23 protein-coding genes and 1 pseudogene are annotated in these 26,615 nt (G+C 75.1%); 10 read left to right on the top strand and 14 right to left on the bottom strand.

The features are described 5' to 3' along the window. Window positions 1–5: 5 nt before the first annotated feature. Window positions 6–1,553, top strand: coding sequence for an ATP-dependent DNA ligase (locus PHK61_RS04650; protein ID WP_274279799.1), 1,548 nt, complete (start codon window positions 6–8; stop codon window positions 1,551–1,553). Window positions 1,554–1,641: 88 nt separating this feature from the next. Continuing rightward, window positions 1,642–3,100: pseudogene (locus PHK61_RS04645) on the top strand (GuaB1 family IMP dehydrogenase-related protein). Here PHK61_RS04645 and PHK61_RS04640 read toward each other — a convergent pair. Next, window positions 3,087–4,037, bottom strand: coding sequence for a GlxA family transcriptional regulator (locus PHK61_RS04640; protein WP_274280024.1), 951 nt, complete (start codon window positions 4,035–4,037; stop codon window positions 3,087–3,089). The pseudogene PHK61_RS04645 and the gene PHK61_RS04640 sit on opposite strands and share 14 nt — an antisense overlap. Before the next feature lie 107 nt (window positions 4,038–4,144). On the opposite strand from PHK61_RS04640, the gene PHK61_RS04635 reads away from it, so the two are divergent. After that, a complete protein-coding gene (locus PHK61_RS04635) occupies window positions 4,145–4,702 on the top strand; it encodes a hypothetical protein (protein ID WP_274279798.1) in 558 nt (185 codons plus the stop codon). Window positions 4,703–4,821: 119 nt separating this feature from the next. Here the strand turns inward: PHK61_RS04635 and PHK61_RS04630 are convergent, their stop codons facing one another. Both PHK61_RS04630 and PHK61_RS04625 read right to left on the bottom strand, forming a co-directional pair. Further along, the gene (locus PHK61_RS04630) at window positions 4,822–6,174 is read right to left on the bottom strand and encodes a PhoH family protein (RefSeq protein ID WP_420791358.1); all 1,353 of its coding nucleotides are present in this window, start codon (window positions 6,172–6,174) and stop codon (window positions 4,822–4,824) included. Between the two features lie 405 nt (window positions 6,175–6,579). Then, entirely contained in the window at window positions 6,580–7,902 is a 1,323-nt protein-coding gene (locus PHK61_RS04625; protein ID WP_274279796.1) for a DUF885 domain-containing protein, read from the bottom strand. Between the two features lie 330 nt (window positions 7,903–8,232). On the opposite strand from PHK61_RS04625, the gene PHK61_RS04620 reads away from it, so the two are divergent. After that, the gene (locus tag PHK61_RS04620) at window positions 8,233–8,688 is read left to right on the top strand and encodes a hypothetical protein (RefSeq protein ID WP_274279795.1); all 456 of its coding nucleotides are present in this window, start codon (window positions 8,233–8,235) and stop codon (window positions 8,686–8,688) included. Between the two features lie 119 nt (window positions 8,689–8,807). Here PHK61_RS04620 and PHK61_RS04615 read toward each other — a convergent pair whose 3' ends face one another. Beyond that, window positions 8,808–9,569, bottom strand: coding sequence for an isoprenyl transferase (locus PHK61_RS04615; RefSeq protein WP_420791357.1), 762 nt, complete (start codon window positions 9,567–9,569; stop codon window positions 8,808–8,810). A gap of 181 nt (window positions 9,570–9,750) precedes the next feature. Here PHK61_RS04615 and trhA point away from each other — a divergent pair, with 181 nt between their 5' ends. Further along, entirely contained in the window at window positions 9,751–10,380 is a 630-nt protein-coding gene (gene trhA / locus PHK61_RS04610; protein WP_274280023.1) for a PAQR family membrane homeostasis protein TrhA, read from the top strand. Window positions 10,381–10,495: 115 nt separating this feature from the next. Here trhA and PHK61_RS04605 read toward each other — a convergent pair whose 3' ends face one another. From PHK61_RS04605 to mca, 4 genes are all read right to left on the bottom strand, one after another. Next, on the bottom strand, window positions 10,496–11,179 hold the full coding sequence (locus PHK61_RS04605) for a hypothetical protein (RefSeq protein ID WP_274280022.1): 684 nt from the start codon (window positions 11,177–11,179) through the stop codon (window positions 10,496–10,498). A gap of 172 nt (window positions 11,180–11,351) precedes the next feature. Further along, entirely contained in the window at window positions 11,352–13,400 is a 2,049-nt protein-coding gene (locus PHK61_RS04600) for a thioredoxin domain-containing protein (protein ID WP_274279793.1), read from the bottom strand. Between the two features lie 28 nt (window positions 13,401–13,428). After that, window positions 13,429–13,776 carry a hypothetical protein gene (locus tag PHK61_RS04595; RefSeq protein WP_274279792.1) on the bottom strand — a complete coding sequence of 116 codons (348 nt, stop codon included), beginning with the start codon at window positions 13,774–13,776 and terminating at the stop codon, window positions 13,429–13,431. Further along, window positions 13,773–14,681 (bottom strand): mycothiol conjugate amidase Mca, encoded by a 909-nt coding sequence (mca, locus tag PHK61_RS04590; RefSeq protein ID WP_274279791.1) that lies wholly within the window; start codon window positions 14,679–14,681, stop codon window positions 13,773–13,775. Before mca ends, PHK61_RS04595 begins: the two co-directional genes overlap by 4 nt. A gap of 438 nt (window positions 14,682–15,119) precedes the next feature. On the opposite strand from mca, the gene greA reads away from it, so the two are divergent. Then, window positions 15,120–15,614, top strand: coding sequence for a transcription elongation factor GreA (gene greA / locus PHK61_RS04585; protein WP_274279790.1), 495 nt, complete (start codon window positions 15,120–15,122; stop codon window positions 15,612–15,614). Between the two features lie 18 nt (window positions 15,615–15,632). Here greA and ilvA read toward each other — a convergent pair whose 3' ends face one another. Next, the gene (gene ilvA / locus PHK61_RS04580; protein ID WP_274279789.1) at window positions 15,633–16,832 is read right to left on the bottom strand and encodes a threonine ammonia-lyase; all 1,200 of its coding nucleotides are present in this window, start codon (window positions 16,830–16,832) and stop codon (window positions 15,633–15,635) included. Between the two features lie 256 nt (window positions 16,833–17,088). On the opposite strand from ilvA, the gene PHK61_RS04575 reads away from it, so the two are divergent. After that, window positions 17,089–17,331 carry a hypothetical protein gene (locus PHK61_RS04575; RefSeq protein ID WP_420791349.1) on the top strand — a complete coding sequence of 81 codons (243 nt, stop codon included), beginning with the start codon at window positions 17,089–17,091 and terminating at the stop codon, window positions 17,329–17,331. 15 nt (window positions 17,332–17,346) lie between these two features. Further along, window positions 17,347–17,778, top strand: a complete 432-nt coding sequence (locus tag PHK61_RS04570) for a PPOX class F420-dependent oxidoreductase (RefSeq protein ID WP_274279788.1) — start codon at window positions 17,347–17,349, stop codon at window positions 17,776–17,778. On the opposite strand, the gene PHK61_RS04565 is transcribed toward PHK61_RS04570, so the two are convergent. Then, window positions 17,775–18,920, bottom strand: a complete 1,146-nt coding sequence (locus tag PHK61_RS04565) for a cystathionine gamma-synthase (protein ID WP_274280020.1) — start codon at window positions 18,918–18,920, stop codon at window positions 17,775–17,777. The two genes, PHK61_RS04570 and PHK61_RS04565, sit on opposite strands and share 4 nt — an antisense overlap. Window positions 18,921–18,945: 25 nt before the next feature. Beyond that, window positions 18,946–20,349, bottom strand: a complete 1,404-nt coding sequence (locus tag PHK61_RS04560) for a cystathionine beta-synthase (protein ID WP_274279787.1) — start codon at window positions 20,347–20,349, stop codon at window positions 18,946–18,948. 120 nt (window positions 20,350–20,469) lie between these two features. On the opposite strand from PHK61_RS04560, the gene PHK61_RS04555 reads away from it, so the two are divergent. After that, a complete protein-coding gene (locus tag PHK61_RS04555; RefSeq protein WP_274279786.1) occupies window positions 20,470–21,714 on the top strand; it encodes an acetyl-CoA C-acetyltransferase in 1,245 nt (414 codons plus the stop codon). 132 nt (window positions 21,715–21,846) lie between these two features. On the opposite strand, the gene PHK61_RS04550 is transcribed toward PHK61_RS04555, so the two are convergent. After that, the gene (locus PHK61_RS04550; RefSeq protein WP_274279785.1) at window positions 21,847–22,677 is read right to left on the bottom strand and encodes a Bax inhibitor-1/YccA family protein; all 831 of its coding nucleotides are present in this window, start codon (window positions 22,675–22,677) and stop codon (window positions 21,847–21,849) included. 301 nt (window positions 22,678–22,978) lie between these two features. Between PHK61_RS04550 and PHK61_RS04545 the strand changes: the two genes are divergently transcribed. After that, window positions 22,979–23,209, top strand: coding sequence for an antitoxin (locus PHK61_RS04545; protein ID WP_274280019.1), 231 nt, complete (start codon window positions 22,979–22,981; stop codon window positions 23,207–23,209). Between the two features lie 62 nt (window positions 23,210–23,271). Here PHK61_RS04545 and PHK61_RS04540 read toward each other — a convergent pair whose 3' ends face one another. Both PHK61_RS04540 and PHK61_RS04535 read right to left on the bottom strand, forming a co-directional pair. Next, window positions 23,272–25,533, bottom strand: a complete 2,262-nt coding sequence (locus tag PHK61_RS04540) for a SpoIIE family protein phosphatase (RefSeq protein WP_274279784.1) — start codon at window positions 25,531–25,533, stop codon at window positions 23,272–23,274. 136 nt (window positions 25,534–25,669) lie between these two features. Then, entirely contained in the window at window positions 25,670–26,539 is an 870-nt protein-coding gene (locus tag PHK61_RS04535) for a PIG-L deacetylase family protein (protein ID WP_274279783.1), read from the bottom strand. Between the last annotated feature and the right edge of the window lie 76 nt (window positions 26,540–26,615).

The raw sequence follows: 26,615 nt of genomic DNA, 5'->3' as shown, positions 1-26,615 counted from the left end.
AACCAGTGACCCTCCTCGGGCAGGTCGTCGCCGCCTCCGCGGAGGTGGCGGCGACCCGCTCGCGCAAGGCGAAGACCACGACGCTCGCGACGCTGCTGGCGCGCCTCGAGCCCGACGAGATCCGGCCCGCGACGGCCTGGCTCGCCGGCGAGATGCTCCAGGGCCGCACGGGCATCGGGTGGCGGACGCTGCAGTCGGTGTCACCCTCGCCCGCGGAGACGTCGACCCTCTCCGTGGGCGACGTCGACGCCGCGCTCGACCGGCTCGCGGCCCTGGCCGGGTCGGGCACCGGGGTGGGCCGGCGGCGGGCCGACGAGCTCGGCGCCCTGCTCGACGCGGCGACCGAGGACGAGGGCCGCTTCCTCGTGCGCCTGCTCGGCGGCGAGCTCCGCCAGGGCGCCCTGGAAGGGATCATGATCGAGGCGGTGGCGGCCGCCGCCGAGACGCCCGCGGCCGCCGTCCGCCGCGCGTTCATGCTCTCGGGCCGACTGCCGACCACCGCGCACACGGCGCTGACGGGCGGCGACCTGGGCGCCGTCGGCCTCGAGGTGATGCGCCCGGTCCGGCCCATGCTGGCCTCGCCCGGCGACTCGCTCGACGCCGCGCTCGCCGAGCTCGGCCCGCCCGACGGGGACCCGGGTGTCGTCGTGGAGCACAAGCTGGACGGCGCGCGGATCCAGGTGCACCGCCGCGGCGACGAGGTGCGCGTGTGGTCGCGCACGCTGCGCGAGATCACCGACGCGGTGCCCGAGATCGTCGCGCTGACCCGGGCGCTGGCCGTCGAGACCGTCGTCCTCGACGGCGAGACCCTCGCGGTCGCCGAGGACGGGCGGCCCCGCCCGTTCCAGGAGTCGATGCAGGGCCTCGGGTCCGGGGCCCGCGGCACGGAGCGCAGCGGAGCTGACGCGATCGAGCGAGTGATGCAGCCGTGGTTCTTCGACTGCCTGCACCGCGACGGCGTCGATCTGCTCGACGAGCCCCTGGCGGCGCGGCGCGAGGTGCTCGCCGAGGTCGTCGGCGACCGCCTGATCCCCGGTGTCGTGCGCCCGACCGCCGCGCAGGCGGAGTCGGCCGTCGCCGACGCGCTGGCCGCCGGGCAGGAGGGCTCGATGGTCAAGGCGCTCGACTCGACCTACTCGGCCGGGCGTCGCGGCCGCGCGTGGCAGAAGGTGAAGCCGTCGCACACGCTCGACCTCGTGGTCCTCGCCTGCGAGTGGGGCTCGGGCCGGCGGCGGGGGTGGCTGTCGAACATCCACCTCGGCGCCCGCGGCGAGGACGGTTTCGTGATGATCGGCAAGACCTTCAAGGGCATGACCGACGCGACGCTGACCTGGCAGACCGAGACGTTCCCGCGGTACGAGACCCACCGGGACTCGTGGACCGTGTACCTGCGCCCGGAGATCGTCGTGGAGATCGAGATCGACGGCGTGCAGACCTCCACCCGCTACCCCGGTGGCGTGGCCCTGCGCTTCGCCCGCGTCGTGCGCTACCGCGACGACAAGACCGCGGCCGAGGCCGACACGATCGACACGGTGCGGGCGCTACGCGCTTGAGCGCAGCTCGACACGCCTCCCAGCGCTGCCGTGGCGATCTCGGGTCGAGGCGGCGGTGCGGCGAGCGCCACGCGTAGCCTCGTGACACGTGCAGTTCCTCGACGGCGAGCGCCCGCCCCACGACCTGACCTACGACGACGTCTTCCTCGTCCCGACGCGGTCGGACGTGCCCTCGCGCTTCGACGTCGACCTCGGCGTCGCCGACCCCTCCGGGGCCACCATCCCCGTCGTCGCGGCGAACATGACCGCGGTCAGCGGGCGCCGGATGGCCGAGACCCTCGCGCGGCGCGGCGGCCTCGCGGTCATCCCGCAGGACGTCGACGCGGACGCGGTCGCCGACATCGTCGCCGGCGTCAAGTCGCGGCACACCGTGTGGGACACCCCGGTCGTGCTGCACGCGGGCGACGCGGTGGCCGACGCGCTGAACCTCGTCAACAAGCGCGCACGGCGCCGTGGCCGTCGTGGACCAGGCCGGGCGTCCCGTCGGGGTGGTCAACGAGTCGGCGTGCACCGGCGTCGACCGCTTCACCCGCCTCGCCGACGTCCTCTCCCCCGCGGTGACGCTGCCGGTGACCACCGCCCCGCGCGACGTGTTCGACGCGCTGGCCAGATCGGGGTCGGGCATGCTCCCGGCGCACGCGGGCGCCCCGGCGCTCGGGGTCGACGGGGACGGGCGGCTCGCCGGCATCCTGACGCGCACCGGCGCCCTGCGCGCCGAGGTCTACCGGCCCGCCGTGGACGCCGACGGCCGGTTCCGGATCGCCGCGGCGCTGGGCGTCAACGGCGACGTGGCGACGAGGGTCAAGGAGCTGGGCATCGCCGGGGTCGACGTGCTCGTCGTCGACACCGCGCACGGCCATCAGGAGAAGATGTTCACCGCGCTGACCACCGCGCGGGCCGCCGCCCCGGACGCCGTGATCGTCGCCGGCAACGTGGTGACCGCCGAGGGCACCCGCGACCTGGTGGAGGCCGGCGCGGACGTCGTCAAGGTCGGCGTCGGGCCCGGCGCGATGTGCACGACGCGCATGGTGACCGGCGTCGGGCGCCCGCAGTTCTCGGCAGTGGCCGAGTGCGCGGCCGCGGCCCGGGCGGTCGGCGCGCACGTCTGGGCCGACGGCGGGGTGCGCCACCCCCGCGACGTGGCGCTCGCCCTCGCCGCCGGCGCGTCGGCGGTGATGGTCGGGTCGTGGTTCGCGGGCACCTACGAGTCGCCGGGCGACCTGCTGCGCGACGAGCACGGCGCCGCGTACAAGGAGTCGTTCGGCATGGCGTCCAAGCGCGCCGTCACCGCGCGCACCCGCGGCGACGGCGGCTTCGACCGCGCCCGCAAGGGCCTGTTCGAGGAGGGCATCTCCTCCTCGCGCATGCGCCTGGACCCGCAACGCCCGGGCGTCGAGGACCTGCTCGACAGCATCTGCGTGGGCGTGCGCTCGGCCTGCACCTACGCCGGCGCCTCCTCGCTCGAGGAGTTCCACGCCCGTGCCCTGCTCGGCGTGCAGTCGGCGTCCGGCTTCGCGGAGGGCCGCCCGCTGCCTAGCGGCTGGTGACGAACGCGCGCCGGTGCTCGGTGGGCGTGCGCCCGTAGGCGCGCAGGAACGCGGTCCGCAGGGTCTCGGTGGTCCCGAAGCCGCAGCGCGCCGCCACGCGGGGCAGCGGCAGGTCGGTGGTGGCGAGCAGGTGGGCGGCGGCCTCGGTGCGGGCGCGGCGCACGTGCTCGGCGGGCGAGCGGCCCAGGTGGGCCCGGAACAGGCGGGTGAGGTGGCGCTCGCTGACACCCACCCGTCCGGCGAGGGCGGCGGCGCCGAGGTCGTCGTCGAGGTGCCCGGCGACGTGGTCGACCACCGTGCGCACGAGGTCGTTCGCGGGCGGCGGGGCCGCGACGTGCACGCTCATCTGGGCCTGCGTCCCCGGGCGCTGCAGGTAGGTCACCAGCGAGCGCGCCACCCGGCGGGCCAGCGCCGGGCCGTGGTCCTCCTCGACGAACGACAGCGTCAGGTCCAGCGCGCTGGTGACGCCGGCCGAGGTCGCGACGGCGCCGTCGCGCACGAAGATCGGGTCCGGGTCGACGGTCACCGCGGGGTGGGCGCGGGCGAGGTCGCCGGCGAAGTGCCAGTGCGTCGTCGCCCGGCGCCCGTCGAGCAGGCCGGCGGCCGCGAGCACGGACGCGCCGGTGCACACCGACGCGACCCGGCGCGCGTCGCGCGCGAGCCGGCGGACGTGCGCGAGCAGGACGTCGTCGGCGGCCGCGCGCTCGTGGCCGTAGCCGCCGGCGACGACCAGCGTGTCGATCTCGCCGACCGAGCGCTCCAGGGCGCCGTGGACGTCGAGGTGCAGCCCCGGGCGGCACGTGACCGGGCGGCCGCCCGGCGAGAGCAGCCGGACCGCGTAGGGCGGGTCGGCGCCGCGGTCGTTCGCGGTGGCGAGCGTGCTGGTGACGCAGGCGATGTCGAGCAGCTCGGCGTCGTCGTAGGCCACGACCACCACGTCCACGGCACCCGAGGGTAGGTCCTCCCGGACCCGCTGCCCAGGATTCCGGACTCATCGGGCATATACCCACCGGGGGTATCCGCGGCGGGCGCACGCTGGCGCCCATGACCACCCTCCACGGGCGGAGGGCCTCCGCCCTGCTCCACCGCTGGCCGACCGCCGTCGGCCTCCTCGTCGCCCTCGCCGCCGTGCTCGCCGGGGCCGACCGCGACACCGTCGCCACCACGGTCGCCGTGGCGGCCTCCTGCTACGTCGCCGCCGCCGCGTTCTCGCTGCCGTGGATGGCGTGGCTCTGGATCCCGATCGCCTCGGTGCTCGCGGTCGGGGGCGCCCTCGTCGCCGTCGACCCGGTGGTCACCACCGGGGTCGTCGTCGCCGTCCTGGTCGTCGTCGGCCTCCTGCGCGGCGCGTCACGCCCGGCGCTCACCCTCGAGACCGCGGGCTTCCTCGGCTACGGCGCGGTCGTCGTGGTGGCCCTGCTCCTGGCGCCCGGCGTCGGGCTCGTCGTCGCCGCGCTCACCCTCGTCGGCCACGGCGTCTGGGACCTGTGGCACCTGCGCCGCCACCGCGACACCGTGTCCCCGTCGCTCGCCGAGTTCTGCGTCGCCCTCGACGTCCCGCTCGGCCTCGCCGTGCTCGTGCTCGCCCTCGTCCCCGCCTGAACCGGTGGGGACGAACGAACGGCGCTCTCGCTGCTTCGGAAGCAACGAGAGCGCCATTCGTTCGTCGGGTCGGCGCGCACCCGGCCGAGCGGACCCCCCCGCGCGGTCGAGCGAGGGCGCTAGAGCCGCTCGCCCTCCAGCATCTCGGTGACCAGCGCGGCGATCGGCGAGCGCTCCGAGCGGGTCAGCGTGACGTGCGCGAAGAGCGGGTGGCCCTTGAGCTTCTCGATCACGGCGGCGACGCCGTCGTGGCGCCCGACGCGCAGGTTGTCGCGCTGGGCCACGTCGTGGGTGAGCACGACGCGCGAGTTGGTGCCCAGGCGCGAGAGCACCGTGAGCAGGACGTTGCGCTCCAGCGACTGGGCCTCGTCGACGATGACGAAGGCGTCGTGCAGCGAGCGCCCGCGGATGTGGGTCAGCGGCAGGACCTCGAGCATCCCGCGCTCGATGACCTCCTCGACCACGTTCGACGAGACCAGCGCGCCGAGCGTGTCGAACACCGCCTGCGCCCAGGGCGCCATCTTCTCGTTCTCGCCGCCGGGCAGGTAGCCGAGGTCCTGGCCGCCGACGGCGTAGACGGGGCGGAACACGACGACCTTGCGGTGCTGCTGGCGCTCGAGGACCGCCTCGAGGCCCGCGCAGAGCGCGAGCGCCGACTTCCCGGTGCCGGCGCGCCCGCCGAGGGACACGATGCCGACGTCGGGGTCGGAGAGCAGGTCGATCGCGATGCGCTGCTCCGCCGAGCGGCCGTGCAGCCCGAACACGTCGCGGTCGCCGCGCACGAGGCGGACCTGCTTGTCCGGCGTGACGCGCCCGAGCGCCGAGGAGCCCCCGCCGAGCAGACGCAGCCCCGTGTGGCACGGCAGCTCGCGCGCGGACTCGACGTCGGTGACCCCGTCGGCGAACAGCGCCGACACCTCGTCCGGCGTCGCGGCGACCTCCGCGGTGCCCGTCCAGCCCGTCGTGGTGACGTCCTGGCCGTGGTACTCGTCGGCGGGCAGCCCCACCGACGCCGCCTTGACGCGCAGCGGCATGTCCTTGGTGACGAGGGTGACGCGGTGACCGTCCGCGGCGAGGTTGAGCGCGCACGCGAGGATGCGGCTGTCGTTCTCCGCGGTCCGGAAGCCCGCCGGCAGCACCGAGGGGTCCGAGTGGTTGAGCTCGACGCGCAGCGTGCCGCCCTCGGGGGTCATGGGCAGCGGCTGGTCGAGGCGGCCGTGGTGGATGCGGAGGTCGTCGAGCAGACGCAGCGCCTCCCGCGCGAACCACCCCAGCTCGGAGTGGTGACGCTTGCCCTCGAGCTCGGAGATCACGACGAGCGGGAGGACCACCTCGTGCTCGGCGAACCGCGTGGGGGCCCACGGGTCCGACAGGAGCACGGAGGTGTCGAGGACGTAACAGCGGTCACCGTCGGCGGCCCCGGAGGAACCGGGGACGGAGGTGCTGCCGTACGGGGTGGAGGCGGGGCTCACGGAAGCGGGACGCTCGGCTGGTGCTGCGCTCACGACTACTCCCTCGAGCGGCCACGGCACCCGCGACCACTGTGTTCCTCGTCGGAACGGGTCGACTAGTCCGGTGGCTCGACGGCGCGGTGGCGCGGCCCGGGGGCCGTCCTGCGCCATCGCGGGGCAGGACCGGGTGCCGGCCCTCCCCCGGGACCGGACCAGGGCGGTCGCGTCGCGCCGGCCGCGGGGGCGGGCGCCGTGCCGGCGCCTGCTCCGCGAGCGGTGGACGTCCCCGTCCCGCTCCGATCTGCCACTACCGGCCTCCCCGGACGCCCCGCATCCGGTGCGGGTCCGTCGGCGCGGACGCTACCGCCGGTAGCCGGTCGTTGTCGCGCGCCGAGCGTGACGACTTGGTGACGTGACTCACCGATCTCAGCGCGACGTGCGGTGCGGCGCGACCGTTCGACGCAGCCAGGGCGCCCACACGGCGCGTCCGGTCCGGGGCCGGGAGGCCGCGGACGGCGCGACCGCGCCGGTCTCGCCGCGCAGCTCGGCGACCGTCGGCGGGTCGTCGAGCACCCGGGCGAGACGCGCCGTGACCGGCTGCGGGTCGGCGCCCAGCAGCCACGGACGCAGCAGGCGGGCTCCCTCGACGTAGGTCGTGGTGTGGGTGCGCCAGCGCGGGTGGGCCAGGAACTCGAGCATCCGCCGCGCGCGGGGCTCGTCGACCAGCAGCCAGCGGCGCAGGTGGGCGACGACCTCCTCGGCGGGCCGGTGCTGATCGTGCAGCATCAGCGCGGCGTCCTGGCGCACCGGGGCCAGCCGGGCCATGACCGCCTCGACGGCCTCGCCGAGGGCGCCGCGCTCCGGGTCGGCCGGCACGCCCGCGGCGACCAGCACCTCGGCGTTCCACCGCCCCCACCCCGACCCGACGACGACCTCGAGCCCGAGCTCCGCGGCACCCTCGGCGACGAGGCTCTGCGGCGTCCGCGCGAGGAACACCTGCCGCTCGGGGCGCACGGCCAGCCCGTCGGGGTCCGCGGCGAGGCGGCAGTGCTCGGTGTGGTGGCCCGGGTAGGCCTCGTGCGCCACGAGCAGGGGCAGGTGCGTGACGCGGTGCCCGATGCCCGCGTTCACCGTCACCGCGGAGCGCCGGGGCCCGACCCAGCGGCTGAACCCGCTCCAGGGGGCGGTGTCGACGACCTCGAGCACCACGTCCTCGTCCGGCGGCAGGCCCACCGTCGCCGCGGTGCGCTCCCGCAGGGCCGCCATCGCCGCGCGCAGGCCGCGCGAGAGGTGCTCGGGGGCGAGACGGTCGCCGTCGCGGTGGGCCGCGAGGCGTCCCGCCAGGTCGCCGGTGCCGCCGAGCAGCGCGCCCAGCGTGCGGTGGGCCTCGCGGTAGCGGTCGGGGTCGCCGGACGCGATGCGCACGCCGAAGCAGCGCTCGACCTCGTCGACGAACCCCACCTCGCGGCCCCCGGCCCGCTCGGCGAGGACCCGGCAGGCCCGCAGTTGGGCGTCGAGGAACGCGGCGCGCGCGGCGTCCCCGTGCCCGGCGCGCGCGAGCTCGCCGCGCAGGTGCTCGGCCTCGCGCGCGAGGTCGTCGGGGTCGGGCGCGGTCTCGCCGGCGACGCGTGCGGCGTCCTCGGGGGCACCGAGGTGGGCGTCGAGCACGCCGGGCAGCACGCGGTCGAGGCGCAGCGCGAGGCCGACATAGGCGCGCGCGACCGCGTCGAGGCCCGGATCGGCAACCACCGGACGAGGCTACGCCGCGTGGCCCCCGAGGGCCTCGTCCGACGGCGCCCGGCCCTTGATACGACACCCGGGTGTCGAGGTCCGCGACGCAGGGGCACCGGAGACGCCGCCGGCCGCGGGATCCGTGGCGAGCGAGCACCGTGGATCACCCGGATATCCCACTCAAGTCGCGCTCAGAATTGTCAATCACTCGATGGGGGCGGCTGGCTGGAAATGCCGATCCGGCCGGGGATAGCTTTTCTCCCATCAGCCGCACCGTCCGTGGGGCTGGAGCCGATCGGCGGGAACCCCGAATTCCCTCCGAGACCACGAACGAAACTGGAGTTCTGGATGCTGAAGAAGGCGGGAATGGTTGTCCTCGGGGCGACGGCGGGCATGATCTCCCTCGCGCCGCTGGCGAGCGCCGGCGAGGACCACCAGGGCGGCGGCCACGACCACCACGGCCACCACGCCGGGCACGACCACGGCGACCGCGACGGCCGCGGCGGCGACTGCAGCAAGTTCGCGGGCTCCAACGGCGACCGGCTCATCAGCCTCGACAACCTCGCGTCGAACGCCACGATCTCCGACGTCAACGTGCTGTCGCGCGACCGCGGCGGCGACGGCGACTGCGGCGGCGACCGCGACCGCGGCCACGGCCACGGCCACCACCACGGCGACCGTGACCGCGACGGCGGGGACAACCGCAAGGTGGCGTTCTCCAACGGCGACCGTCTGATCAGCGCCGACAACCTGCTGGCGAACGCCGACATCCGCGACATCAACGTCCTCAGCTCGGACGGCTGAGCCCCGGACCCGTCCCGGCGTCCGTGTCGATCGGGGGATGGCGCGGCCGCCGGGTGGATCGGGGTGACACGGGTGGACAACGGCCCCGGGAGCATCGCTCCCGGGGCCGTTCCGCGCGCCTATTGGCCCAGTCGACGATTCCTGCGCGAGTAGTCGCGCAGGGCCCGCAGGAAATCGATGTGACGGAACTGCGGCCACAACGCCTCGGTGAAATAGAACTCCGAGTAGACGGACTGCCACATGAGGAATCCCGAGAGCCGCTGCTCGCCCGAGGTGCGGATGACGAGGTCCGGATCGGGCTGCCCCGAGGTGTAGAGGTGCTCGGCGATGTGGTCGACGTCGAGCACCTCGGCGAGCTCCTCGATCGACGTGCCCGCCTCGGCGTGACGCAGCAGCAGCTTGCGCACCGCGTCCGCGATCTCCTGGCGCCCGCCGTACCCGATCGCCACGTTGACCTGCATGCCGTCGCGACCGGCCGTGCTCGCCGCGGCCGCCTCGACCCGCTCGGCGATCGGGCCGGGCAGGGCGTCCGGGTTGCCGACGACCCGCAGCCGCCACCGCCGGTCGGGCGCCGCCAGCCCCTCCACGGCCGACGCGATGATCTCGAGGAGCTGGTCGAGCTCCGCGGCGGGCCGGTCGAGGTTGTCGGTCGAGAGCAGGAACAGGGTGACCAGCTCGACGCCGGCCTCCTGGCTCCAGTCCAGCAGGTCGACGATCTTCGCCGCGCCGGCGCGGTGCCCCTCGCTCGGATCCGCGAGCCCGGCCTCCCGCGCCCAGCGCCGGTTGCCGTCGAGGATGACCCCGATGTGGCGCGGCGGCTCGCTCGTCGCGCCGCGTCGGCGCAGCCGCTGCTCGTAGAGCGAGTAGGCGATGCGGCGCAGATCGTCCCGCAGTGTCACGGGCCATCACGCTAGCCGCTGGCCGTCGCGCCGCGTCCCCCCGTGACGAGCAGCGAGGGAGCCGGGCTCGCCACACGGACAGGGCACGCCCGGATCGGCGACCTACGCTGAGGACGTGACCCTCATCGACCCCCTCGCCGAACCGGCTCCGGTCAAGCCGCGGATGCGGGGCTGGCTGCACCTGTGGTCGTTCGTGGTCGCCGTGGCGGCCGGGATCACGTTGGTGTCGCTCGCCGGTGCGACCGTCTCCGCCGAGGCCGCGTTCGCCGTCGCCGTGTACTCGCTCACGGTCTGCGGCGTCTTCGGGATCAGCGCGCTCTACCACCGGCGGACCTGGGTCACCCAGCGTGCCCGCGGCGTCATGAAGCGCCTCGACCACGCGATGATCTTCGTGTTCATCGCCGGCACGTACACGCCGTTCGCCGTGCTCGCCCTCCCCGAGCGCACGGGCCTGATCGTGCTCGCCGTGGTCTGGGCGGGGGCGCTGGGCGGCGTCGCACTCAAGATGGCGTGGCCGCACGCCCCGCGCTGGGTCGGAGTGCCCTTCTACCTGGCCCTCGGCTGGGTCGCGGTGTTCGTCATCCCCGACCTGCTGCACCGCGGCGGCGTCGCGGCCCTCGTGCTGCTCATCGTGGGCGGCGTGCTCTACAGCCTCGGCGCCGCCTGCTACGCGCTGCGCCGCCCGGTGGGCTGGCCCGCCACGTTCGGCTACCACGAGTTCTTCCACGCCGCGACGGTCGTGGCCGCCGCCTGCCACCACGTCGCGATCTGGCTCGTGCTCTACGCCGGCTGAGGTACCGACCCGGGACGCGCCCCCGGACGCAGCGAGGGACGCCCTCGCTGCGTCGTGCGCAGCGAGTGCGTCCCTCGTGCTGTCGGGCCGGTGCCGTCGGGCCGGTGCGGTGTCGTCAGCCCTGGGGCGGGACCGGGTCGCCGCCGCCCCCGTCGCCGGGGTCGGGCCGGTCGTCCACGCCACCGGCGTCGCCCGCCGTGTCGTCGTCGAGCACCGGGCCCTTCGTCCGCAGCTCGTCGACCGCGCTCATCGCGCCGCGCAGGTCCTCGAGCCAGCTGCCCGCGTGCTCGCCGACCAGCGCCACGGCCCACGCCAGGGCGTCCGACCGCGACCGGGCGACGCCCGCGTCGACCAGCGTGTCGAGCACGAGGCGCTCGGGCTGGCGCAGCCGCGTCATCACCGGCACCGACAGCGTCGTGAACAGCTCCTCGACGTCGCCGATCCGCGCGCCCCAGGCCACCTTGCGCCCGTAGCGGTGCTCGGCCTGGCGCGCGACCTCCATGCGCTCGCCGCGGGTCTCCTCGCGGAACCGCTCGATGCGGCCCCGCGCCGCCGCGGTCCGCGCCGCCTCGTCGGCCCCCTCGTCGAGCGTCGGGGCCGGCAGCTCGCCGACCACCAGGATCTCCTCCCGGTCGGTGGTCACCACCGGCGCGCCCGTGAACCACCCGTCGGGCAGCCGCCCGGCGAGCCAGCCGGCGAGGTCGTCTGTCGCGGGCAGATCGGTCGGCACCCGACCGCCGCCCCGCCGCCCCGGGCCGCCCCGTCCCGGCCGCCCCCGGTGTCCTCCGCGTCCCACCATCATCGTGCACTCCCTCCGTGCTGTGCTTACAGCATTACACAGATGCACGTGTGTGAGTGTTCGCTCGACGCGAAGCGCCGCATCCGTTGATCGACGGGGAGTTCGGGCGCGTGGAAGCAGCGAACATCCAGCTGAGCACGCCGATAGGGCGTTCGCTGCGAAACCCCGGGCCTCAGCGGGCCAGGGCCGCCGCGAGGTCGTCGACGGCGGTGCGCGGGCGGTCGCAGACGAAGCCGCGGCACACGTACGCCGCGGGCGCGCCGTCGACGAGGGACCGGTCGGCGAGCAGCGGCACGCCGTCGGCGTCGGGCTCCCCGGCCACGACGACGGAGCCGCCGGGCGCGTGGCGCCGGGCGGTGTCGGCGAGGCGGTCGCGCTCGACCTGCCCCGCGGAGCCCGCCACGGCCACCTGCAGCGGACCGTGCACGGCGGCCTCGGCGACGGACAGCCAGCCGCCGGCGAACCGGGCGTGCCGGGTGAGCAGCCCGCCGACCGCGCCGACCGCGGCGTCGGCGAGCTCGCGGTAGCGCGCCGAGGCCGAGGGCTCGACGAGCAGCGACGCCGTGAGCAGGGCACCCGCGAGCAGCGACGACCCGCACGGCGTGGCGCCGTCGGTGACCTCGCGGGGCCGGGTCACGAGCGACTCGGCGTCGTCGGCGGTGTCCCAGAACCGGCCGGTGAAGGCGCCGTCCTCGCCGATCTCGGCGAAGTGGTCGAGCGTGGTGTCGAGCAGCGTGCGCGCCTCGGCGAGCCAGCGGGCCTCGCCGGTGGCCTGGTGCAGGGCGAGCAGGCCGTCGACGAGCGCGGCGTGGTCCTCGAGCACGGCCGGGGCGTCGCCGACCACGCCGTCGCGCGACGTGCGCCGCAGCCGCCCGCCGACCACGTGCACCCGCAGCAGCAGCGCGACGGCGCGCCGGGCGGCGGCGAGCCACTCGCTGCGGCCCAGGGCGGCGGAGGCCTCGACCAGCGCGGTGGCCGCGAGCGCGTTCCAGGCTGCCACGACCTTGTCGTCGCGCTCGGGCTGCGGGCGGCGCGCCCGCGCGGCGAGCAGGGACTTGCGCACGGCCTGCCAGCGCCCGGGGTCGTCGGGGTCGGTGCGCATCTGCAGGGTCGAGCGGCCGTGCTCGAAGGTGCCCTCGTCGGTCACGCCGAGCAGGCCGGCGGCCCAGGCCGCGTCGTCGGGTCCCAGGACCTCGGCGAGCTCGGCGGGGCTCCAGACGTAGGTCGAGCCCTCCTCGCCGGCGGCGTCGGCGTCGAGCGCCGAGGCGAACCCGCCCTCGGGTGTGCGCAGGTCGCGCAGGAGGAACGCCGCGGTCATGTCCGTGGTCCGCGCCGCGAGCTCGGAGCCGGTCAGGCGCGCGAGGTGGGCGTACGCGCGCAGCAGCTGCGCGTTGTCGTAGAGCATCTTCTCGAAGTGCGGGACGGTCCACGTCGCGTCGACCGAGTAGCGGGCGAACCCGCCCGCGAGCTGGTCGAACATCCCGCCGCGGGCCATCGCCTCGGCGGTGATCTCGGTCATCGCCAGCGCGTCGGAGCTGCCGGTGCGCTCGTGGTGGCGCAGCAGGAACTCCAGCACCGCCGACGGCGGGAACTTCGGCGCGGGGTGCTCGCGGGAGGAGACGAAGCCGCCGCGGTGCTCGTCGAAGTCGGCCGTCAGGGCCGCGACGGCCCCGGCGAGCGTGTCCGCGTCCACCCCGCCGGCGAGCCCGGCGGCGGGCAGCGACGCCGCGCCGAGCCGGTCGGTGATCGAGCGGGCCGCGGTGCGCACCCGCTCGCCGTCCTCGTTCCAGGCCGTCACGACGGCACCGAGGAGCTGGGTGAACGAGGGCATGCCGCCGTACGGGCGCGCGGGGTAGTACGTCCCGCAGTGGAACGGGTCGCCGTCGGCGGTGAGGAAGCAGGTCATCGGCCAGCCGCCCCGGCCGGTCATCGCCTGGGTGGCCTCCATGTAGACCGCGTCGACGTCCGGGCGCTCCTCACGATCGACCTTGATCGCCACGAAGTGCTCGTTGACCAGCGCGGCGACCCCCGGGTCGGAGAACGACTCGTGCGCCATGACGTGGCACCAGTGGCAGGCCGCGTAGCCGACCGACAACAGCACCGGGACCTCGCGCCGCCGGGCCTCCGCGAACGCCGCGGTCGACCAGGGCTGCCAGTCGATCGGGTTGTCGGCGTGCTGTCGCAGGTAGGGGCTGGTGGAGCCGGCGAGCCGGTTGGCCATGACCGGGAATGGTCGCAGCCGCGACGGGTCAGGGCGAGCCGGCGCCGGGAGGTCGCCCGCCCGCGGGATCGGCCCGGTCGGTACCCCCGCGACCGGCCGCGGGGTGGCCTTCGCCGTCCGGGTCATCGCCCTGCTCCGGGCGGTCCGCGCGGGCGTCCTCCTCCGGGGGGTCGAACGACGCCGGCACGTTGCGCAGCCGCTTGGTCATCGAGCGGATGAGCAGGGCCGTCGCCAGGCCGAGCAGCAGGATCACCACCAGGGCGATCGGCGAGGTCTTGCCGAACTCCTCGCCGCGCTCGCTGCCCGGCGCACCCCCCGGCGGGGGCGCCGGCACCCGCGTCGGGAGCAGCGTCCACCACACGGCCAGGGGGCTCATGCGCCGACCCGCTCCCGGACGCCGGCGAAGAGGTCGTCACCGGGGGTCTCGTGGCTCTCGTCGGTGTCGACCAGCGAGCGGGCGAGCTCGTAGTCCTCGGTGGGCCAGACCCGCTGCTGCATCTCCATCGGCATCTGGAACCAGCGGCCGTTGGGGTCGATCTGCGTCGCGTGCGCCCGCAGCGCGTCGTCGCGGACGGGGAAGTACTCCGCGCAGGCGACGCGCGTGGTGATCCGCGTACCCGGGTCCTGCCGCGAGTCGTCCCACCGCTCGAGCCACTCCGCCCACGGCGACTCCATGCCGGCCTCGAGCAGGGCCTCGTGGAACGCCTGGATCCGGGCCTTGGAGAAGCCGTGCGAGTAGTAGAGCTTCAGCGGCTGCCACGGCTCGCCGGCCAGCGGGAACCGGTCCGGGTCGCCGGCCGCGTCGAACGCCGCCATCGACACCTCGTGGGTGCGGATGTGGTCGGGGTGGGGGTAGCCGCCGTTCTCGTCGTAGGTGACGACGACGTGCGGGCGGAACTCGCGCGCCAGCCGCACGAGCGCCTCGGTGGGCACCTCGAGCGGCTCGAGGGCGAAGCAGCCCGGCGGCAGCGGGGGCTTCGGGTCGCCCTCGGGCAGGCCCGAGTCGACGAAGCCGAGCCAGCGGTGCCGGACCCCGAGGATGGCCGCGGCCTTCTCCATCTCGGCACGGCGCGTGCCGACCATGTCGGCCTGCACCTCGGGGGTGTCCATCGCGGGGTTGAGGATGCTGCCGGCCTCGCCGCCGGTGCACGTCACGACCATGACCTCGACACCGTCCGCGACGTAGCGCGCGCAGGAGGCCGCGCCCTTGCTGGACTCGTCATCGGGGTGGGCGTGCACCGACAGGAGCCGCAGCGGCTGATCGGTAGGGAGTGCGCTCATCGTCTGTCCGGAGCCGTCCTCGTGCGTCGAACTGGTGACCACCGGGGAACAACGCCCCCGCGTGCCTCCATCATCCCGGCCACCCCCGACAACCCCACCGACAACCCCGCCGGGCGCCCTGCGCGATCATGGGCGGCCGCCCTCGCGGGGATCTCCGGACCGGGCCCCCGGCGGGGGGTGAAGCAGGAAAAGCGCAGGTGGTCAAGGCCCTTCACGCGCACCCGATCCCGCCGGCGGCACGCTCGGACGGGTTCCGCACGGGCTCGTCCGTGTTACCGTGGGCCGACACGGCCCGCATGCCGCGGGCCGTGTTTTTCCGTCTGTGGCCCCCGGGGCCGCCGACACCGTGCACGCCGGCGCGGTGTCCGTAGGGCCCGCGAGGAGAACAGGCCGCCGACCCGCGCAGCGCGGGAACGGACCTCCGAGGAGTTGATCGACGTGACCGAGACGCAGACGCAGGTGACCTGGCTGACCCAGGATGCCCACGACCGGCTGAAGGCCGAGCTCGACGACCTCGTCGCCCAGCGTCCCGTGATCGCGCAGAAGATCAACGCCGCGCGCGAGGAGGGCGACCTCAAGGAGAACGGCGGCTACCACGCCGCCCGCGAGGAGCAGGGCGTCATGGAGGCCCGCATCCGCCACCTCCAGGAGCTGCTGCACACCGCGAAGGTCGGCGAGACGCCCACCGAGAGCGGCACCGCCGTCCCCGGCACCGTGCTGACCGTGCGGTTCGAGGGCGACGACGACACCGAGACCTTCCTGCTCGGCTCGCGCGAGGAGGGCGCCCACGGCGACCTCGAGGTCTACTCGCCGAACTCCCCGCTCGGCTCGGCGCTGCTCGGCGCGAAGGCCGGCGACACCGTGAGCTACGACCTGCCCGACGGCGGGTCGATGGAGGTCACGCTCGTCTCGGCGGAGCCGTACCGCGCCTGATCCCCGGGGATCGGGCACTCACTCCCCCGCCACCTCGTAGCCCGCGCCCGCGAGCTCGGCGAGGATCGCCGCCCGGTGGTCGTGGCCCCGCGCCTCGAGCGTGAGGGCCACGTCCACGGTGCCCGGCGCGGCACCGGATCCGGTCAGCCGGCGGTGCTCGACGTCGACGACGTTGCCGCCCGCCCGCCCCACGCGGCGCAGCACGTCCGCGAGGTAGCCCGGACGGTCGGTGAGGCGCACGCGCAGCGCCGCGTACCGGCCGGCGGCGACCAGGCCGCGCCGCACGATGTCGACCAGCAGCATCGGGTCGACGTTGCCGCCGGAGAGCACCGCGACCACGGGCGCGGGCCAGCGCCGGGGGTTCTCCGCGACCGCCGCCACGGCCGCCGCCCCCGCGGGCTCGACGAGCAGCTTCTCGCGCTCGAGGCAGCGCAGCACGCCGCGGGCGATGGCCTCCTCGCCCACGGTGACGATCTCGTCGACCAGGGCCCGCACGTGCGCGAACGTCACCTCGCCGGGCCGGGAGACCGCGATGCCGTCGGCGATGGTCGCCCCGGCCACGCTCGTCGGGGCGCCCGCGTCCAGCGACGGCGGCCAGGCGGCGAGCCCCGCGGCCTGGGCGCCGACGACCCGCACGCCGGCCGGCGCGCACGCCGCCGCGATCCCGGAGAGCAGCCCGCCGCCGCCCGTGCAGACGACGATCGTCGCGACGTCCGGGACCTGCTCGAGGATCTCCAGCCCGACCGTGCCCTGGCCCGCGACGATGTCGGGGTGGTCGAAGGGGTGGATCAGCACCGCCCCGGTCCGCTGCGCGTACGCCGTCGCCGCCGTGAACGTCTCGTCCAGCGTGTCGACGAGCTCGACCTCGGCCCCGTACTCCCCGGTGGCCTCGATCTTGGGCAGCGGCGCCCCGGCCGGCATGAACACCGTGGCCCGGGTGCCGAGCAGCTGCGCCGCGAGCGCGACGCCCTGGGCGTGGTTGCCGGCGCTCGCGGCCACCACCCCGGCCGCGCGCTCGTCCGGGGTGAGCCGCTCGATGCGCCGGTACGCCCCCCGGATCTTGAAGCTGCCCGTCCGCTGGAGGTTCTCGCACTTGAGCAGGACGGGGCCGCCGGTCACCGCCTCCAGGGCCCGCGAGGGCGTCACCGGCGTCTCGCGGACCACGCCGGCCAGCGCGTCCCGCGCCGCCGCGACGTCGGCCGGACGGACGAGCTCCACGGCACCGATCCTGGCACCCGCCCGCGCCCGGCACGCTCGGGGTCCGCTCAGGGCCCGCTCAGGCGTTCCTCTCCGACGAGCGGCGGGGTGAGCGGTGAACGTGCTGTGAAGGCGCCGCCCGCGACCGGTCGTCGCGCTCCCGCCGTCGCCGGACGCCCGATCGTGCGCGTCGGGGTCGCACTCGCGGAGCGTCGGTAGCCTTGTGGTATCGGCGTGAGCACGCCGCCGTGCTCGAAGCCGGAGGGGGGTGGGGACGGTGGCCACGATGCCGCCCGACGCGCGCGTCACGCGCCTCGCCCGGGCGCTGCCGCTGCTGCTCGCCGCGCTGCTCGCCCTCGCCGCGGTGGGCACGGTCGGGTCCGCGGGCTGCGACGACCCGGCCCGCTACGTCAGCACCCCCGACGGCATCTCGCTCGAGGGCGGCTGCCTCAAGCCCGGCGAGATCGACCCGCTGACGGGCGACCCGGCCGATCACGACCCCGCCTCGCGCCGCGGGTAGGCGCATCATCGAGGGGTGACGTCCTCCTTCGATCCGCGCGCCCTGCTCGCCGAGAGCCGCCTCGGCGTCCTCGCCACCATCAAGCGCGACGGGCTGCCCCAGCTCTCCCCCGTCATGCCGTTCTACGACCCCGCCACGGGCACGCTGTCGGTGTCGATGACCGAGGGGCGGGCCAAGACCGCCAACCTGCGGCGCGACCCGCGCGCGGCCCTCGAGGTCACCGCCCCCGACGGGTGGGCGTGGGCCACCGCCGAGGGCCCGGTGACGCTGACCGGCCCGGGCGCCGACCCGCACTCCCCCGAGGTCGAGGCGCTCGTCAACTATTACCGCACCGCCGCGGGCGAGCACCCGGACTGGGACGACTACCGCGCGACGATGGTCGCCGACCGCCGCGTGCTCATGGTCATGACCGTGGAGCGGATCTACGGCGACAGCGTGCGCGGTTAGGAGAGCGTGTCGAGGGCCCGGCGCAGGTCGTCGACGAGGTCGTCGGCGTCCTCCAGGCCGACCGACAGGCGCACGAGGTCGGAGGGGACCTCGAGCAGCGAGCCGGCCGCCGACGCGTGGGTCATGGCGCCCGGGTGCTCGATGAGCGACTCCACCCCGCCCAGTGACTCGGCGAGGGTGAACACGCGGGTGGCGGCACACAGGTCGCGGGCGGCCTGCTCGCCGCCCGCCACGCGCACCGAGACCATCCCGCCGAAGCGGCGCATCTGCTTGGCGGCGACCTCGTGGCCCGGGTGGTCGGCGCGCCCCGGGTAGAGCACCGCGGTGATCGCCGGGTGGGCGGCGAGGACGTCGGCGACCCGCTCGGCGTTGTCGCTGTGGCGCTCCATGCGCACCGCGAGCGTCTTGAGCCCGCGCTGGGTGAGGAAGCAGTCGAACGGCGAGGGCACCGCACCCATCCCGTTCTGCATCTTGCCCAGCGTCACGTGCAGCTCGTCGTCGTCGGTGACGAGCGCGCCGCCGACGACGTCGGAGTGCCCGCCGAGGTACTTCGTCGTCGAGTGCACGACGACGTGGGCGCCGAGCGCGAGCGGGGTCTGCAGGTAGGGCGAGGCGAACGTGTTGTCGACGACCAGCATGAGGTCGTGCTCGCGGGCCAGCGCGCCGAGAGCCGCGATGTCGGCGATGCCGAGCAGCGGGTTGGTCGGCGTCTCGCACCAGAGGATCTTGGTGTTGGGCCGGATCGCCGCGCGCACCGCGTCGAGGTCGGCCGTGTCGACGGCGGTGTACTCGACGCCCCAGTCGCAGTAGACCGTCGAGATCAGCCGGTAGGTGCCGCCGTAGGCGTCCAGCGGGATGAGCACGTGGTCGCCGGGGCGCAGCACGCCGCGCAGCAGCGCGTCCTCGGCGGCCATGCCCGACGCGAACGCGCGGGCGTGGCGCCCGCCCTCCAGCGAGGCCAGCGTCGTCTCGAGCGAGGTCCGCGAGGGGTTGCCGGTGCGCGCGTACTCGTAGCCCGAGCGCAGCCCGCCGACGCCGTCCTGGGCGAACGTGGACGTCGCGAAGATCGGGACGACCACCGCGCCCGTGGTCGGGTCGGGCTCCTGCCCGTCGTGCAGGGCGCGCGTCGAGAAGCCGTTCACCTCGTCCACCCTAGGCACCTCCCCGTCAGGCCGGTCCACCGACGTCGTAGCGGCTGCCCGTGGCCAGGAACGCCAGGATGTCGGCGCGGGTGACGATGCCCGCGGGCCGGCCGTCGACGACCACCAGCGCGCCGTCGCCGCCGCGCAGCGCCTCGACCGCCTTGGAGATCGGCTCGGTGCTGCCCAGGCTCGGCAGCGGCTTCGACAGGTGCCGCTCGACGGGGTCGGTGAGCGACGCCTGCTCGTTGAACACCTTGTCGAGCAGGTCGCGCACGGTCACCGCCCCCCGGACCTCCGCGGCCATCACCGGCGGCTCCGCGCGCACGATCGGCATCTGCGAGACCCCGAACTCACGCATGATCGACACGGCGTCGGCGACGGTCTCGCTGGGGTGCCCGTGCACGAGGTCGGGGATCGAGCCGTCCTTGCGGCGCAGGACGTCGCCGACGGTCCACTCGCCGGTGTCCATGGCGAGGAAGCCGTAGGAGGACATCCACTGGTCGTTGAAGACGGTGCTCAGGTAGCCCCGGCCGCCGTCGGGCAGCAGGACGACGATGACGTCGTCGGGCCCGGCCTCGGCGGCGACCTTCGCCGCGGCGCACACCGCCATCCCGCACGAGCCGCCGACGAGCAGCGCCTCCTCGCGCGCGAGGCGCCGCGTCATGTGGAAGGAGTCGCCGTCGGGCACGGCGACGATCTCGTCGCAGATGTCGCGGTCGTAGGTCGCGGGCCAGAAGTCCTCGCCGACGCCCTCGACGAGGTAGGGGCGCCCGTCGCCGCCGGAGTACACCGAGCCGACGGGGTCGGCGCCGACGACCTTCACGCGGCCCCCGGAGGTGTCCTTGAGGAAGTGCCCGGTCCCCGAGATCGTGCCGCCGGTGCCGACGCCGGCGACGAAGTGGGTGATGCGCCCCTCGGTCTGCTCCCAGATCTCCGGGCCGGTGCTCGCGACGTGCGACGCCGGGTTCGCGGGGTTCTGGTACTGGTTGGGCTTCCAGCCGCCCTCGGTCTCGCGGGCGAGCCGGTCGGACACCGAGTAGTAGGACTCGGGGCTCTCGGGCTCGACCGCCGCGGGGCAGACGACGACCTCGGCGCCGTAGGCCCGCAGCGCGTCCTGCTTCGCGACGCTGACCTTGTCGGGGACCACGAAGATGCAGTGGTAGCCGCGCTGCTGGGCGATGATGGCCAGCCCGATCCCGGTGTTGCCCGAGGTCGGCTCGACGATCGTGCCGCCGGGCTCGAGCTCGCCGGACGCCTCCGCCGCGTCGATCATCCTCTCGGCGATGCGGTCCTTCACGCTGCCGCCGGGGTTGAAGTACTCCACCTTGGCGAGCACCAGCGGCGCGTCCGGACCCGTCGGCACCACGTGGTTCAGGCGGACCAGCGGGGTGTTCCCGATGAGGTCGGCGACGTGCTCGACGTAGCGCATACCTCCATCTTCCGGGCTCGCCCGCCCGGGACGCCGCTCGCCCCCACGGTCGTGCCCGGGATCACGTGCCCGTCGCCGCCGTCGCCCCCTCCGGCCGCCGCGCGGTCGTAGGGTCGCGGCATGGTCGCTCCTGGCCGCGAGGCCGTCATCGTGTCCGCCGTCCGCTCGCCCATCGGCCGCGCCCGCAAGGGCTCGCTGGCCGCGATGCGCCCGGACGACCTCACCGGGCAGGTGGTGCGCGCCGCCCTCGACGCGGTCCCGGCGCTCGACCCGGACGAGGTCGAGGACCTGCTGCTCGGCTGCGGCCTGCCCGGTGGTGAGCAGGGCTTCAACATGGCGCGGATCGTCGCCGTCGAGCTCGGGATGGACCGGCTGCCCGGCGCGACGATCACCCGCTACTGCTCGTCGTCGCTGCAGACCGCCCGGATGGCCGCGCACGCCATCCGCGCCGGCGAGGGCGACGTCTTCCTCGCCGCCGGGGTCGAGACCGTGTCGCGGTTCGAGAAGGGCAACTCCGACTCCTGGCCCGACACCCACAACCCGCTGTTCGCCGACGCCGAGCAGCGCACCGCCGACGTCGCCGCCGCGGGCGCCACCGAGTGGCACGACCCCCGCGCCGACGGCCTGCTTCCCGACGCCTACATCGCGATGGGGCAGACCGCCGAGAACGTCGCGCTCGCCGAGGGCGTCACCCGCGAGGAGATGGACCGCTTCGCCCACCGGTCGCAGCGGAACGCGGCGCGGGCGCAGGACTCGGGGTTCTGGGCGCGCGAGATCACGCCGGTGCGCCTGCCCGACGGCTCGGTCATGGAGCACGACGACAGCCCGCGCCCGAGCACCACCTACGAGGCACTCGCCGACCTCAAGCCCGTCTTCCGCCCCGACGGGCGCATCACCGCCGGCAACGCCTGCCCGCTCAACGACGGCGCCGCGGCCCTCGTGGTGATGTCCGCCGAGCGCGCCGAGGCCCTGGGGATCACCCCGCTCGCGCGCATCGTGTCGACGGCGGTCAGCGCGCTGTCCCCCGAGATCATGGGCCTCGGACCGATCGAGGCGTCCGCCCGCGCCCTGGCCCGCGCCGGACTGGGCATCGCGGACGTGGACCTCGTCGAGATCAACGAGGCCTTCGCCGCGCAGGTCATCCCCTCGGCCCGCGGGCTCGGGATGAGCGACGAGGACATGGAGGCCAAGCTCAACGTGCACGGCGGCTCGATCGCCGTCGGCCACCCGTTCGGCATGACCGGCGCGCGCATCGCCACGACGCTGATCAACGGCCTGCGCACCCGCGACGCGACCCTGGGCCTCGAGACCATGTGCGTCGGCGGCGGGCAGGGCATGGCGATGGTGCTCGAACGCCTGAGCTGAGCCGGACGCAACCCGGGGCGCGGCGCTCACACCACCCGGCGCTCACACCACCCGGTGCGACCGAACCGGCTCCGGACGCACGGCGGCCCCTCCCGCAGCGTGGCGGAAGGGGCCGTCGTCTCGGGCAGCGCCCTACTCGCGGAAGTAGCTGAGCAGGCGCAGGATCTCGATGTAGAGCCAGACCAGCGTGGTCATGAAGCCGAAGGCGAGGTACCACGCGAAGCGCGCGGGGACGCCGGCCTTGACCGCCTGGTCGGCCTGGTCGAAGTCGAGCATCAGCATGAAGGCGCCGATGGCGATGCAGACCAGGCTGAAGATGATCGCCAGCGTCCCGCCGTCACGCAGGCCCATGCCGCCGGGGACGAAGAAGCCCGCGACGAGGTTGGCCAGCATGAGCACGATCACGCCGATCGCCGCACCGATGACCATCTTGGTCAGGCGCGGGGTCACGCGGATGGCGCCGGTCTTGTAGACGACGAGCATGCCGATGAACACGCCCAGCGTGCCCAGGACGGCCTGGACGCCGATGCCGGCGAAGCTGCTGCCGCCCGGCGAGGTCGCGAGGTTCTGGAACACCCCGGTGATGGCACCGAGCGCCATGCCCTCGAACGCCGAGTAGCCCAGCACCAGCCACTTGTTGGTGCTCTGCTTGAAGATGATGATCAGCGCGAGGACCAGGCCGACCACGAAGCCGAGGAGCCCCAGCACGTAGATGCCGCTCCACGCGGTGGCCACGCCGACCGCGAGGGCGAGGACCACGTTGAGTGCGGTCTTCTGGACCACGTCGTCCACGGTGAGCGGACGGTCGTCCGCCGCCGCGGTCGGCATGGGGCTGCCGCCCCCGCCGAACATGCCCCCGGCGCCGGCCATGCCGGCCGGGGCCCCGCCTGCAGGGCCGAACCGCGCGTACCCACCCGGCGAGGTGGGCAGGTTGCGGAACGCCGGGTTGCTGCTGGTGCGCACCTCTCGTCCTCCTCCTCAGCGGAGACCGGCACCGATGGCGGGCTCGTCATCGGCCGGGTCGGCCGCGGACTCTCTCGTCCACCCGGTCCAACGACGTGTCCGCCGGATCGGTTCCCGTCTCGGTAAAAGAACTTTACCGGATGGGTCGTGGACGGAGCGTGTCCGCTTCGCCCCACGATGGGGTCCCACGCCGAGTCTATCCGCCCGTTCGGGGGCACCCGGCCGGGTCCGAGGTGTCGGCCCGCGGCCGGACGGGGCATGCTGCCGGCGACCTCGCAAGCCGCGACGAGGAGGGGTGTCGATGGTGGACTTCGGCAAGATGGCGGACCAGGCCAAGGACTGGGCCGGCGAGAACCCGGAGAAGGCCGACTCCTACGTGGACAAGGGCGCCGACGCCGTCGGCCAGCGCTTCGGCCACGAGGAGCAGGTCGACCAGGCCGGCGAGAAGGCCAAGGAGTTCCTGCACGGCGGTCAGCAGGAGGGGCAGGCCCCGCCGCCCCCGCCGCCGGGCGAGGAGCCCCCGCGACCCTGAGTCCCGACGTGCCGGCGGCCCGGTCCCGCGCCGGGGCCGGGCCGTCGCGCGTCCGCAGCGGGCTACGCCGGGGACGCCACCGGGCCGTCCTCGCCGTCGAGGCGGATCGCGAGCAGCACGGCGTCGTCGCGCAGCCCGTCGACGCCCAGCATCCCGAGCAGCCGGTCGCACAGCTCCTCGACGGGCATGTCGGGCGCCTGCGAGGCGAGGGTGTCGGCGATGAGCTGGGTGCGGTCGTCGGGGTCGGCGCCGGGGGCCTCGATGAGGCCGTCGGTGTGCAGGACGAGCAGGTCGCCCTTCGCGCAGTGCACCGAGGTCTCCTGGCGGGTGATCGCGCGGGTGGCCCCGATCAGCGGCGAGAGGTTGCCCGTGAGCAGCTCGACCGTCCCGTCGGCCCGGCGCAGCAGCGGCGGCGGGTGCCCGGCGTTGGAGTAGCGCAGCGTCCACCCGCCGTGCTCGCCGCGCTCGAAGCGGGCGTAGACGGCGGTGGCCATCGCGGCCATGCCCAGGCCCTGGACGACGTCGTCGCAGCGGTCGACGACCTCGGCGGGCCCGAGCCCCTCCCAGGCGTAGGAGCGCAGGACCCCGCGCAGCTCGCCCATCGCCGCGGCCGCCCGCAGGTCGTGACCCACGACGTCGCCGACCGCGAGGCCGACGGCGCCGTCGGGCAGCGCCAGCATGTCGTACCAATCGCCGCCGACCTGGGCGCCGTCGGTGGCGGCGAGGTACCGCGAGGCGATCGACATCCCGGGCATGGCGGGCACGGCGGGCAGCAGGCTGCGCTGCAGCGTCTCGGCCGCGCCGTGCTCGCGCGCGTACAGCCGGGCGTTGTCCAGCGCGAGCCCGGCGCGGGCGGCGAGGTCGGCGGCCAGGTAGAGGTCGCGCTGGGCGTACCGCCGCCCGTAGGGCAGCTCGGTGCCCAGCGTCAGAGCGCCGAGCACCTGGCCCCGGGCGCGCAGCGGCACGACGATCGCCGAGCGCGGGCGCAGCGCCTCGTAGCGCCGTAGCAGCTCGGGCTGCTCGGAGATGCCCGCCGGCCGCACCGGCAGCTCGGCGAGCAGCGAGGGCGTGCCGGCGGCGAGGGCCTCGCCGATGGGGTCGCGGCCGTCGTCGGTGGGGCTCACCCACCGTCCGAGGCCCTGGACCTCGTCGGTCTTCGTCTCGTCGCGGTGGTTGACCGCCGCGCGCCGCACCGAGGAGTTGCCCTCGACGTCCTCGAGCAGGTCGACGCAGCAGAAGTCGGCCATCGCCGGCACCACGATGCGCGCGAGCGCCTCCGCCACGCCGGTGGTGTCGAGGCTCGCCGACATCGCCGAGGTCGACTCGGTGAGCAGGCGCAGCTGCTCGCGGGTCTCCTCCGCGGCGGCCAGGGCGGCGCGGCGCTCGTTCTCCACCATCACGCGCTCGGTGACGTCGGCCTGGACCCCGACGAAGTTGACGACGCGGCCGCCGCCGTCCAGCACCGGGGTGATCGACACCTGGTTCCAGAACGCGGTGCCGTCGCGGCGGTAGTTGAGGAGCACCTCGGTGATCGGGCGCTCCTCGGCCAGCGCCGTGCGGATGCGCGAGATCGAGGCCGGGTCGGTGTTGGGGCCCTGCAGGAAGCGGCAGTTGCGCCCCATCACCTCGTCGAGCTCGTAGCCGGTCAGGCGGGTGAACGCCGGGTTGACCCACACCAGCGGGTTCTGCTCGCGCGCCGGGTCGGAGATCGTGAACGACAGCTCGGTGGCGACCACGGCGCGGTCGCGGACCATCTCGAGGTGGCGCTGGGCCCCGGCGCCAGAGAGCTGCAGGAACACGACCAGGGCGAGGCGGCGCTGGTCGGAGTTCACCGCCTCCGAGAGCGGGAAGCCGGTGACCCACAGCAGCCGTCCCTCGGCCTCCTCGCGCTCCTCATCGCTGGCGTCCGAGCCCCGGCGGGCGGCGTCGGCCACGGCCACGGGCTCGCCGGAGACCGGGATGCCCTGGGCCACGCGCGAGAGCGGCGAGGCGGTGTCGCGCATCGGGCGCCCGGACAGGTCGGTGAGGCCGGCCGCCTCGCTCCACGCGTCGATGTCGAGCGGGAGGGTGGCGCGACCGCCGGTCAGCCCGGCCGCCGAGTCGTTGGCGTAGGTGACGAGGCCCGCACCCAGGTCGATCAGCGCGACGGCGGCCGGCGCGGTGTGCAGGACCTGCGGGAGGTCCGCCTGCGCGAGGTCGCTCTGCGGCGCGACGGCGTCCCGGACACGCTGGGCCTCGGCGGCGTAGTCGGCACCGAGGTCGGGGGCCAGCTCGGGATTCTCCGTCGCCACCTCGCCGCGATCGCCGTTCGTCCAGCCCGTCACGTCACGGAGCCTATCGGCCCCGAGCGGTGACCGGACCGGGTGTGACACCCGTGAGAGCGCACGCCGACGACACGCGCCGACCGGTCGGGCGAAACAGAGGGTGCCGGAGCACCCGGACGGGCGACGGGGGACGCGCTCACACCAGGAAGACCTCGCGGGGACCGGGGGCCGAGCCGTCGGGCAGTTCGCGGTCGCGTCCGGGACGGCCACCGAACGCTGCGCTGGCCGCCAGTTTACGAGCTCGCACCGTCTCCGACAGCGCGAGCTGGCGGGCACGCCGCCACGGCACCTCCGCCGACTCCGGCCCGGCCCAGCTCCAGGCCTGGTCGAGCCACCGGACGAGGCGGACGCGGTAGGCCGCGCACACGACCTCTGCGGCGCGCCCGGCGGCCTCGTGGTCGTCGTCGCCGTCGCCGGACCAGGGTGCCAGCACGCAGAGGCCGTGCGGGTCGTCGGCGAAGCCGACGATCTCGCTCAGCGCGGCGACCACGTCGGCCTCGCGCCCGGCGAGCCCGGCGTCGGGGAGCCCGAGACGGTGCCGGCGGACCTCCGCGACGCCCAGCGCCTCGTACGCATCCTCGAGCGCCGCCTCCTCGGAGTCGACCGGGGTCTCGGTGACCGGGTCGTCGTCCGACTCCGAGGAGGCCTCGTCGAGGCGCGCCAGCACCGAGGCGAGCGTGTCCGGGTCGGCGAGGTCGTCGGGGCGCACCACGAGGTCGCCGACCGGCCGGTCCGGCGCCGGGGGCACGGCGAGCCCGTCCGGCGGCGTGCACGTGCGGCCCGGGCCGTCCGTGAGCGCCAGGACGTCGACCGACGCGTGGCGGGCGGCGAGGCGGCGGAGCAGTCCGCCGGCCGCACGGATCTCGTCGCGCGGGTGCGGTGCCACGACGACGAGCCGGCGGCACTCGCGCAGCGTCAGCGGGCGCAGCCCCTCGAGCTCGCGCCACGGCGGGCGCGCGCCCCCGGGCGCGGGGATCCGACCCGACAGGTCCCCCTGGTCAGCCACGACGCTCACCTCCCTGCCACGAGTGTGGCTGATCTTCTCGCCCGTTCGGAGCAGCTCCGCGGGGTCGGCGTCGAGC

It is taken from the genome of Actinomycetospora lutea (assembly GCF_028737205.1).
GTDB lineage: Bacteria > Actinomycetota > Actinomycetes > Mycobacteriales > Pseudonocardiaceae > Actinomycetospora > Actinomycetospora lutea.
The sequence above is the reverse complement of the archived record's forward strand: the minus strand, read 5'-3'. Positions and strand labels throughout refer to the sequence as shown.